Raw genomic sequence first — 9,481 nt, 5'->3', positions numbered from 1 at the left:
ATTCTAGTAACTGTATCCATTCCTCTATTAATTTCTTTAGAGGAAAAATATGCAGATGAAAAGGAAACGGAAAATTTATAGCTTCTCATTTATATAAAAGAAAGAGGGAGCTCCCCTCTTTCTTTTATATTGTTCTATTTCACAAGACTAAATCATTCCTTTTAATATCAATCCTAAAACTGACATTATTATCGTACTAATAATAATTCGCAAAATCCAAGTTGTGTTTGTACTTATTTTTTCTAATTGCTTATTGATTGTTGCTATGTCTTTCTCATTAATAGTGGTACGCGTTTCTAAATTTCGAATGTCTCGCATAATTTCTTTTTGCTCCGCCTTGAGACTGTCAATTTTAGCGTAAACATCTTCCATATATTCACACCCTCTGTTCATCTTAATAGAAAAATCTATATATATTATGAGACAACCCTCTTACCTGTGAATACATTCCGTATATCCGCGTACCAAATTATTTGTACAATTTAATTGAATTACTCACATGTTTCCATTCTTCTATTTATAAATTAGCGTTAAGATACGTTCAAATTAGAAAAAGTATCCCTTGTTTATTTAACAACAAACAATGTGCAATCCAACATTCGGGAGCACCTACGATAATTTCTATTATTTTCATATTTACAACTCAATATAATCAGTATGATTTTCTGAAGAATCCACTTTTTGAATTGCTTAAAGTATACTAATATGAATACGAAATAGCTGTATTGATAAACTCTCTAGAACAATAAATATACTGGCTGAAACGGATCTAAATCCGATATTTTTCCCAGTAACATTAATGGTTATTTCTGACAAATGCATTTGTATATCATTGTTTTCAAAAATTTCATCCTCAACCTTTACAATATCTGCTTCACAATCTACTTCTTTAAAAGTTTTCAATAATTTTGTTTCCAATAAACTACAATCAAAGTTCTCATCTTTTATTACGGCAAATTTAACCTTCATATCCATTTCCCCATTTTAAAAAAACTAAAATCACTAAATCAATATAAATATATATTATTCTATTAAATAATTCAAAATATACGCTTCTTATATACATTATTAAAAATCAGTTCTAAAGAATTAAATGCAAAAAGTAATTTAGTATTAGGCGTTCCACTAATCTTTGGTATAATTCGTCTTTTAATTATTTTGCTCATTGCGCTTTTTTATTTCCCTCCCTATTTCAACTGAACTTTGTGTAATAATGCATATTTCAAATACATTATTTCCTTGCACTCATACTTTTATCATTGAGTTTTTATTCACAAATTCGTAACACATATATATGAGTTATCATGCTAAAATTAGTTTATTCACAAGAAGAAGTTATTCTTAATAAATCAATAATTTTTAATACCCTGTTTAAAGCCTTGCCCCCCTGCAAGGCTTTTTCCTATTTAACTAGCATAGTATTTTTCGTTATGCATCTCTCCCCTTTGTTCCTTACCCTACAAATAATACTGAATGTTTATTTTAATTTTTCAGCATCGGCACTCGCTCTGTTCGAGAGCTCTTTACCAAATATTCAATCTAATGATAAGATTGACCAAATTAATATTTTCGTCCATAACTGTATCAAAAAGTACACTAAAGAAAAAATAGCACTCTTACAATTAAGTAAACGCGAGCTTTTTCTTCTATCTACTTACTATTTAAGGTTAATAGTGATATAACCAGATTTTAAAATTCGACTTAAATTCATTGATGAATGGAGAGGTTTATATGAAATTGAAAGACAAAGTAGCAATCATAACTGGTGGTGCAAGTGGAATTGGCGAATCTACCGTTCGTCTTTTTATCGAAGAAGGTGCAAAAGTAGTTATTGCTGACTTTTCTGAACGTGGAAAAGACCTATCAGATGAATTGAATGCACATGGATATAATACGTTATTTATTAAAACCGATGTAACAAAAGAAGCAGATATTAAACAGCTAATTCATGAGACTGTAAGTACATACGGTAAATTAGATATTATGTATGCCAATGCCGGCGTTGCTGATGATGCACCAGCAAACGAATTATCCTATGAAAAATGGAAAAAAACTATTGATATTAATTTATCTGGGGTATTCCTTTCTGATAAATATTCGATTGAACAATTTCTTAAACAAGGTACAGGTGGTGTCATCGTTAACGCTGGTTCGATTCATAGTTTTGTTTCATTACCTACCCCAACAGCATACTCCTCTGCAAAAGGTGGCGTGAAACTATTAACTCAAAATTTATGTACTGCCTACGCTAAATATGGAATACGTATTAATGCGGTGTGCCCTGGTTATATTGACACCCCTTTACTTGGTAGTGTTAATCCTCAACAGAAAGAATATTTAGCTTCACTTCATCCGCAAGGCCGACTTGGAACACCAGAAGAAATCGCTAAAGCTGTCTTATTTTTAGCAAGTGATGATGCTAGTTTTGTTAACGGTACAACACTTCTTGTTGATGGAGGCTATACTGCACGTTAATTTTTAAATTTTGAAGCCCCCTAAGAAATATATAGTCTTCAACAAGAAAAAGCGCCATCACAAGTGACGGCGCTTTTTCTATGTAAGAGCAACTAGAAGGTATCCTTCTAGTCTACTCCCATTTATAAGTCCAAAACTGTTCAAGTTGCAGCCATTTTAATGTTGCTGCATCTTTATTTTTTATTTTTGCATGCGTGTCTTCAAGCATTGCTTCTGTTTGTGAACGGTGCGCACCTAGTGCAGTTAATTTATGATCAAATACTTCACTAATGTTATTTACAACATCCGGTTCTCCTAATACTGCCTCACGATTTTTCGTAATCGCAACAGCATGAATAACTGGGCGCTCTTCTTTTGGCATACGTGATACAGCGCGAACGACAGCGCGGCCAAATGCATTATGATCTGGATGTACACCGTGCTCTGGGTAAAATGTAATAATTCGAGATGGATTTACTTCTTGAATTATTGCTTCAATTTTGTCAGCAACAAAATCAACATCTTCAAACTCTAACGTTTTATCATGGAAGCCAAGCATTCTTAAATCTTTAATGCCCATCGCTTCACAAGCATCTTTCAATTCTTTCTCACGGATATGTGGAATCGTTTCACGGTTAGCGAATACATTCTTACCCATGTTACGTCCCATTTGTCCTAGAGTACCACATGCATATGTTACAGGTACTCCTTGATCTGTTAATAAGCGAATTGTTCCTCCCGCAGCATATGCTTCATCATCTGGATGCGGAAATACAACAAGTACATGTCTCTCCATAAGTTTCCCTCCTTCTTACTTAAATGGTGTTAAGCTTAACTCAAGTGCAACTGCTAGACGACCTAAATTATCATGTCCAGCTAATAATAAACGCTCTTGATCGTCTACTTCCCAGTGCGTAATACCTTCAGCATATACCCAACCGTGATCCATTTTCAGACCAACTCGGTATGGATTTGTTCCAGTTATCTTCCCGCGTTCAAAACGGATAATCGCATTTCGAATGAAAGCACCAACTGTCATCATCTTTTCATTTATGTGTGATGCATATGCTCCGTTTGTCGTTTCTAAATGAATATATACATCTTTATTTACAAAACGTTCAATTTCATTTTGAATAAGAGAACTATCTTTTACTATTTCCATCGGAATTCACCTCTTTAAACCATTTTACGCAAAAATAATGTAAATTGCTATCTCTATATTAGAGGACAACGCTCACTTTTCCTAATAATTTGCACTGCGTTTTTTATATTTTTTATATGATATGTAAAAAATACATTTTTTCCTTCACTTCGTTAAATAGTTTTCTTTCTTTTTTGAATTTGCTACAATATATTTTATCCCGCATTATTGCAGCGAGATACATTTCGACAATTGAATACATACTTTAAAGAAGGTGACATGATTGGAACAATCAGCACATGAAGTAGCAAATTGGCAATATTATTTTGCAATTGCCGTATTTTTAATCACGTACGGATTTATTATTTCTGAAAAATTGAATCGTGCTGTAATCGCACTATTCGGTGCTGCTATTATGATTATTTTTGGAGTTGTAGATTTACATACCGCTTTCACATCACATATTCAATGGGAAACGATCACCCTTTTAATCGGGATGATGATTCTCGTACATATTACGAGTCAATCAGGCGTATTTGAATTTGTGGCCATTAAAGCGGCAAAAGCAGCTGGTGGAAAACCGATTCGCATTTTATTATTACTATCCCTATTAACCGCTGTCGGATCAGCATTTTTGGACAATGTAACAACCGTTTTATTAATCGTTCCTGTTACATTATCCATTACACGTATTTTAAAAGTAAATCCTGTGCCTTATTTGATTTCAGAAGTGCTATTTTCAAATATAGGCGGAACAGCAACATTAATCGGTGATCCACCTAATATTATGATTGGATCAGCAAACAAACATTTAGACTTTAACGCCTTTTTACTTAACTTAGCTCCAATCGTAATTATTATTTCTATTGTGACACTTGGCATTATTTACTTCATGTATCGTAACAAACTAAAAACAACATCTGAACAAATCGAAAAACTAATGGCATTAAACGAAAAAGATTACATTAAAGATCAAAGCCTCCTTTTAAAATCCATTTCGATTTTAGGACTAACTATTTTAGGCTTCGTACTTCATTCGATTATTCATGTAGACGCTGCTGTTATCGCGATGACAGGCGCTACACTTCTTATGTTAACCGGCGTGAAAGAACATGATATTGAAGATGTATTTGCCCACGTTGAATGGGTAACCATTTTCTTCTTCGCCGGACTATTCGTTCTCGTTGGCGGGTTAATTGATATCGGACTTATCTCTTCACTTGCAAAAGAAGTACTCGACGTAACAAACGGTGACATCGGATTCGCAGCTATACTTATTTTATGGGTATCTGGCATCGCATCTGCGACAATCGACAACATCCCATTTGTCGCAACGATGATCCCGCTTATTCAAGACTTAGCTACAGGACTCGGACTATCTGTCGACTCTCCGCAAATCGAAGTACTATGGTGGGCGTTATCACTTGGAGCTTGCTTAGGAGGAAATGGAACGCTAATCGGAGCATCTGCAAACGTAGTCGTTGCTGGTATTGCAAAACGTGAAGGACATGGCTTCTCTTATATGGACTTCTTAAAAATTGGTTTACCATTAACTATTGTTGCACTCTTGTTATCACATGCTTATATATATTTACGTTATTTAATGTAAAAGTTGTATTGCATGAAATTATATCGTCAAATACAAAAGGTTTGCAGCATCCGTGCTGCAAACCTTTTTTCATCACCAAAATATACCGATAATTGCTAAACCACCTAAAATCATACCACCAATTTGTCCGACAATTGTTGGTGATAATTGAACACCTTTTCTCACTTCAACAACTGGTCTTTCGTGCCTTAGTTGCTGCACTTCACTTTGAAGTTGGTGCACACTTCCGTGTAACTCTTTAATAAGTTCTTTTAATTCGGCGACCTCTTCATTTACTGGTTTTGCCTTTTCTAAATTCATTTTGCATGACTCCTTATAAATTCAATCAACACACTGTAAATTTTCGCCAATTACCATTATATCTCCTGCATACTACATATATAATTTCGAATGTACTTTCTAACCTTGCAGCTCTATCCATTCATCCCGCAATATCCCCATAATCAGACGGTCAAAACACTTCCCATCTCTTTGAACCGCTTCTCTCATACAGCCTTCCATTTGAAAACCCATCTTTTTATACAATGCAATGGCAGGTTTATTATACGAAATAACATCGAGACCGATGCGGTGTAAATTCAATTCATAGAAAGCATACTTTAGAATAAGATGTATTGCTTCTTTCCCATATCCTTTTCCTCTATCATTCGCATCTCCTATACCAATGGCTAATAAACCTGTTCTGTTATTCCACTCTATACCATGAATCGCCACAAAACCAATTAAGCGATCTTCTTGAACTGTCCTTACCATGAAAGAAACACTATTCGATCTCCGTCCTTTTAATAACTCATCACTTGCTATTTCATTTAAAGATTGCGGGAATGCTACATCTGTATCAACATGTCTTAAATACTCACTATCTTCTTGCCACATAGCCATTACTTCAGCATCTATTTCTCTCATAGCTGATAATTTAATCGTTTTATTTCGAAAAAGATTCATTGTCATTTCAAACTCCCCCTTTTAAATAACGGGGATACTTATTTTAGACTATTTATCCCCTTATTCCATAAACTGTTTCATAAATGGGATACTTACAATAAGCACTGACATTGGCACATCTCCTCCATATTGAATTAACTTCATTGTATAATTTTTTATTTATTCTAACAATAATAGAAAGGCCCTCCAAATTTAGAGGGCCTTTCCTAATAGCAAAACTATATTATTTCGTAAACATTTTCTCCGCTTCATCCATTGCCATTTTGTTTCCTAAAGCAGAATAGTCCAGCCATGGTTGATCATTGATAATGTATACGTGCTTGCCTTTAACTGCTTTTAAGTCTTTCCAAATTGGCGTTTCTTGAAGTTGTTTAAATGCTGCTTTTGCTTTATCATCTCTATTTACAACAACGAAAATCGCATCTGCATCAAAGTCAGGTAATACTTCTTGTGAAATGACTTCGAAAGGGCGGTTTCCATCAATTTTCTCTACACCATTTGCAGGCTGTAACCCTAAGTCTTGGAATAAAATTGGTCCCATCGGTCTTTTCGTACTAAATACACGCAATTCTTTTGCAGTAACGCGAATTGCCATTACTTTTTCGTTATTACCTAGCTCTTTATCTATTAAACCTTTTACTCGTTTTGATTGCTCTTCGTAATCTTGAATATATTTATCTGCTTCTTTCTCACGGTTTACAAGTTTACCAACTTGTTTTAAATGATCTCTCCACGTACCTTCATCTAAATTGAAAGAATGTGTTTTTGCAATTTTTTCGTATTTCGCTACATCTTTACCAGCATATTTTTCATCAACATAAATGTCAGTTGGCTTTAATTGAAGTAACGCTTCCATATTCGGATCTGTTACAACACCAAGCTTCTTCGTATCTTTCAACTTCTCTTTAGCGTGCGGTAAGAAATCTTTTAAATCTCCCCCAATAACAGAACCTACTGGTGTAATTCCTAATGCAAGTAAATCATTTGTTAAATGAATAGACATTGAAGCAATTTTTGGGTCATTACTTTTTTCCGTTTTTTTCGTTGCCTCTTCATTAGCTTTCGTTTGACCACATGCTGCTAATACTAAAATACACATCATGCTAAATAAAATAGTAAGTTTCTTTTTCATATGTTCTCCTCTTTGAAGTATTTATTTTGTTTTTGTAAGTAAATAAAGAAAATACGGTGCTCCTAAAGCTGCCACTACTACACCAGCTGGAATAGAGTTTGGCTCAAATATAGAACGACCTATCGTATCTGCTAGCACTAAAATAATCATTCCGATAATGCCAGCTAAAGGAAGAAAATGTTGATACGTAGTACCTACTAACTTTCTTGCAATATGCGGAGCAACTAAACCGATAAAACCAATTCCTCCTGCCATCGATACACTCGCGCAAGATAATCCAACCGCTGTAGCTAAAAGTAGTAACCGTTCTTTTTGAACAGAAACACCAAGTCCTGCTGCCACACTATCACCTAGTGACAATGCATTTAACGTTTTAGATTTTAGCCATGCATACGGGGTTAGTATGAAAATCCAAGGTAATAATGCAAGGACATGAATCCAATCCCTTCCCCACACGTTACCAACTAACCATCTGGAAGCGAATGTATATGTCTCATCATTTAACTTGAGAGAGAAAAATAACGAAATCGCACTAAATCCAGCTGAAACAGCAATACCAACGAGAATAAGTCTAATAGGAAGTAAACCTTTTGATCGATCACTCGCAAGTATAATAATTAAAAATGCAGCTAGTATTCCCCCACCGAATGTAAATAACGGTATTAAAATCGATGCATTCTCATTAATAGAATGAAAGAAAGTAACGAATATAATTAGCCCGAAAGATGCACCTGAATGCAATCCTAAAATACCAGGGTCTGCAAGTGCGTTACGTGATAATCCTTGTAAAATCGCACCGGAAATCCCAAGGCCAATACCAGCTAACATTGTGATTATAATTCTTGGCATACGATAATCGTATAGCACGGTTGCACTTTCAAAATCACCATAACCGAAAAGCGTTTGAATTACTTTGAGCGGTGCAATACTAAGTGTCCCTGTATTTAAGCTAAGTAAAATGACAGCGATACCAATACAACCGAATATTGTAGTTACAGTAATGGCTCTTTTTTTATCTGTGTTAATAAGACCCTTCACTTATAGCTCCCTCCCAACTTTACGTGCTATATAGAGGAAGAACGGAACTCCAACAAGAGCTACCATAATTCCTATCGCAAGTTCTTTAGGAGGGTTTACTGCTCTTGCTCCTAGGTCAGCTAAAACTAATAACATAGCACCTAATAATGCTGACATAGGAATAATGAGTCGATAATTAACACCAACTAATTTTCTAGCAATATGCGGAATAACGAGTCCTACAAATCCGATAGAACCAACAGCTGAAACAGATACACCTGCAAGAATGACTACTATAATCATCCCTAGTATTCTCGTTCGGTTCGTTTTCACTCCTAAATTTGTAGCAACATCATCTCCCATTGATATGAGTGAAATAGATCTCCCTAGCATTGTCGCAAAAATAATCGTTATAAGAATAATAGGGACTAAAAATTTCAAGTGTTCCCACTTAACCCCTGCAACACCACCAGCATACCAAAACGCTAAATCTTGGCTTAAATCATAATAAATCGCAACACCTGAACTTAATGAATGTAAAAGCGCTGCCATAACCGCTCCAGCAATCGTTAACCTCATTGGTGTTAATCCGCCTGATGTGGCCGATCCGATAATAAAAATGAGTACTGTACTTAAAACCGCTCCAATAAAAGAGACAATCATTAAATAGGAATATGGCATATGCGGAAAAAAGGCAAAACTAAGTGCTACTACAAACATCGCACCTGCATTTATGCCAAGCACACCTGCATCAGCTAAAGGATTTCGTGTTACTCCTTGCATAACAGCCCCAGCGACCGCAAAAGCTGCTCCTACAACTGCTGCTCCAATTACCCTTGGGAGCCTTAATTCATATATAATTTGGTGCTGCGTTAATTTCGGATTATAATCAAAAACCGCTGTCCATACGGTTTGCAAATGGATATCCTTTGCACCGAATGCAATAGCTAAAAATATAGATCCGATTAAACATAAAATTGATAAGCACATGAAACATATGAACTTAATATGTTTCATGTGCTTATTGCCAGCATATACAGCAGACTTATGTAACATGTTTCATTTCATCCTTTATATTCAGTTGTTTTTTATAATTATTTTTATTTTATAATATTTATTGATAATAATTATCATTTTTATTTAGAAATTATATCCTCACTTTTTTAAAATAGCAAACTATTTT

The 9,481-nt window shown here is 34.8% G+C and carries 11 protein-coding genes and 1 pseudogene; 3 read left to right on the top strand and 9 right to left on the bottom strand.

Translation table 11 applies throughout. From position 1 onward, the window contains the following. Positions 1-81: pseudogene (locus DN403_RS32395) on the top strand (DUF5823 family protein); the annotation flags it as partial. Positions 82-147: 66 nt separating this feature from the next. On the opposite strand, the gene DN403_RS25210 reads toward DN403_RS32395, so the two are convergent. Further along, positions 148-372 carry a hemolysin XhlA family protein gene (locus DN403_RS25210; protein ID WP_000390464.1) on the bottom strand — a complete coding sequence of 75 codons (225 nt, stop codon included), beginning with the start codon at positions 370-372 and terminating at the stop codon, positions 148-150. A gap of 318 nt (positions 373-690) precedes the next feature. Next, entirely contained in the window at positions 691-969 is a 279-nt protein-coding gene (locus DN403_RS25205; RefSeq protein ID WP_000865002.1) for a hypothetical protein, read from the bottom strand. 762 nt (positions 970-1,731) lie between these two features. On the opposite strand from DN403_RS25205, the gene DN403_RS25195 reads away from it, so the two are divergent. Then, positions 1,732-2,475 carry an SDR family NAD(P)-dependent oxidoreductase gene (locus DN403_RS25195; RefSeq protein WP_000768008.1) on the top strand — a complete coding sequence of 248 codons (744 nt, stop codon included), beginning with the start codon at positions 1,732-1,734 and terminating at the stop codon, positions 2,473-2,475. Between the two features lie 112 nt (positions 2,476-2,587). Here DN403_RS25195 and bshB2 read toward each other — a convergent pair whose 3' ends face one another. Then, positions 2,588-3,250 carry a bacillithiol biosynthesis deacetylase BshB2 gene (gene bshB2, locus DN403_RS25190; protein WP_000439480.1) on the bottom strand — a complete coding sequence of 221 codons (663 nt, stop codon included), beginning with the start codon at positions 3,248-3,250 and terminating at the stop codon, positions 2,588-2,590. A gap of 15 nt (positions 3,251-3,265) precedes the next feature. Then, positions 3,266-3,616 (bottom strand): YojF family protein, encoded by a 351-nt coding sequence (locus DN403_RS25185; RefSeq protein ID WP_000407045.1) that lies wholly within the window; start codon positions 3,614-3,616, stop codon positions 3,266-3,268. Positions 3,617-3,878: 262 nt separating this feature from the next. Between DN403_RS25185 and DN403_RS25180 the strand changes: the two genes are divergently transcribed. Next, positions 3,879-5,204, top strand: coding sequence for an ArsB/NhaD family transporter (locus tag DN403_RS25180; RefSeq protein WP_000437996.1), 1,326 nt, complete (start codon positions 3,879-3,881; stop codon positions 5,202-5,204). A gap of 72 nt (positions 5,205-5,276) precedes the next feature. On the opposite strand, the gene DN403_RS25175 is transcribed toward DN403_RS25180, so the two are convergent. The 5 genes from DN403_RS25175 to DN403_RS25155 all read right to left on the bottom strand — a co-directional run bounded on the left by DN403_RS25175 (position 5,277) and on the right by DN403_RS25155 (position 9,354). Next, positions 5,277-5,504 carry a coiled-coil domain-containing protein gene (locus tag DN403_RS25175; protein WP_001047304.1) on the bottom strand — a complete coding sequence of 76 codons (228 nt, stop codon included), beginning with the start codon at positions 5,502-5,504 and terminating at the stop codon, positions 5,277-5,279. Between the two features lie 99 nt (positions 5,505-5,603). Beyond that, positions 5,604-6,155: a GNAT family N-acetyltransferase gene (locus DN403_RS25170; RefSeq protein WP_000178503.1), complete on the bottom strand. Its 552-nt coding sequence runs from the start codon at positions 6,153-6,155 to the stop codon at positions 5,604-5,606. A 217-nt stretch (positions 6,156-6,372) separates the two neighbouring features. After that, complete coding sequence (locus DN403_RS25165) at positions 6,373-7,281, bottom strand: iron-hydroxamate ABC transporter substrate-binding protein (protein WP_000728216.1); 909 nt, start codon at positions 7,279-7,281, stop codon at positions 6,373-6,375. A gap of 21 nt (positions 7,282-7,302) precedes the next feature. Beyond that, complete coding sequence (locus DN403_RS25160; protein WP_000677264.1) at positions 7,303-8,319, bottom strand: FecCD family ABC transporter permease; 1,017 nt, start codon at positions 8,317-8,319, stop codon at positions 7,303-7,305. Beyond that, positions 8,320-9,354, bottom strand: coding sequence for a FecCD family ABC transporter permease (locus tag DN403_RS25155; RefSeq protein WP_000902700.1), 1,035 nt, complete (start codon positions 9,352-9,354; stop codon positions 8,320-8,322). Between the last annotated feature and the right edge of the window lie 127 nt (positions 9,355-9,481).

The sequence above is a fragment of the Bacillus sp. AY2-1 genome, from assembly GCF_008368965.1.
GTDB lineage: Bacteria > Bacillota > Bacilli > Bacillales > Bacillaceae_G > Bacillus_A > Bacillus_A thuringiensis_S.
This window is presented reverse-complemented; position numbering and strand designations above follow the sequence as displayed.

Excerpts from the sequence above, each read along its gene's own strand:
- DN403_RS25210 (WP_000390464.1), bottom strand. The coding sequence starts at position 372 with ATGGAAGATGTTTACGCTAAAATTGACAGTCTCAAGGCGGAGCAAAAA.
- DN403_RS25205 (WP_000865002.1), bottom strand. The coding sequence starts at position 969 with ATGAAGGTTAAATTTGCCGTAATAAAAGATGAGAACTTTGATTGTAGT.
- DN403_RS25195 (WP_000768008.1), top strand. The coding sequence starts at position 1,732 with ATGAAATTGAAAGACAAAGTAGCAATCATAACTGGTGGTGCAAGTGGA.
- bshB2 (WP_000439480.1), bottom strand. The coding sequence starts at position 3,250 with ATGGAGAGACATGTACTTGTTGTATTTCCGCATCCAGATGATGAAGCA.
- DN403_RS25185 (WP_000407045.1), bottom strand. The coding sequence starts at position 3,616 with ATGGAAATAGTAAAAGATAGTTCTCTTATTCAAAATGAAATTGAACGT.
- DN403_RS25175 (WP_001047304.1), bottom strand. The coding sequence starts at position 5,504 with ATGAATTTAGAAAAGGCAAAACCAGTAAATGAAGAGGTCGCCGAATTA.
- DN403_RS25170 (WP_000178503.1), bottom strand. The coding sequence starts at position 6,155 with ATGACAATGAATCTTTTTCGAAATAAAACGATTAAATTATCAGCTATG.
- DN403_RS25165 (WP_000728216.1), bottom strand. The coding sequence starts at position 7,281 with ATGAAAAAGAAACTTACTATTTTATTTAGCATGATGTGTATTTTAGTA.
- DN403_RS25155 (WP_000902700.1), bottom strand. The coding sequence starts at position 9,354 with ATGTTACATAAGTCTGCTGTATATGCTGGCAATAAGCACATGAAACAT.